The organism is Pseudomonas putida (assembly GCF_002906855.1).
Taxonomy (GTDB): domain Bacteria; phylum Pseudomonadota; class Gammaproteobacteria; order Pseudomonadales; family Pseudomonadaceae; genus Aquipseudomonas; species Aquipseudomonas putida_N.
Map to the genome: position 1 here is coordinate 1 of NZ_MINI01000021.1, position 342 is coordinate 342.

General features: G+C 47.1%; 1 rRNA gene. It reads right to left on the minus strand.

Annotation, left to right across the window (positions count from 1 at the left end):
* A 23S ribosomal RNA gene (locus tag BGP85_RS00220) occupies nucleotides 1–228 on the minus strand; the annotation flags it as partial.
* Nucleotides 229–342: the final 114 nt, after the last annotated feature.

Consider the following 342-nt stretch of genomic DNA (forward strand, 5'->3'; position numbering starts at 1 on the left):
GTTGATTTCTTTTCCTCAGGGTACTTAGATGTTTCAGTTCCCCTGGTTCGCCTCTTGCACCTATGTATTCAGTACAAGATACTCAGCTTATGCTGAGTGGGTTCCCCCATTCAGAGATCTCTGGATCACAGTCTGTTTGCCGACTCCCCAAAGCTTATCGCAGGCTACCACGTCTTTCATCGCCTCTGACTGCCAAGGCATCCACCGTATGCGCTTCTTCACTTGACCATATAACCCCAAGCAATCTGGTTATACTGTGAAGACGACATTCGCCGAAAATTCGCATTTCGCTCAATTAAGAGCAGAACTCACAAATTTTACCTTAGCCTGATCCACCAGCAG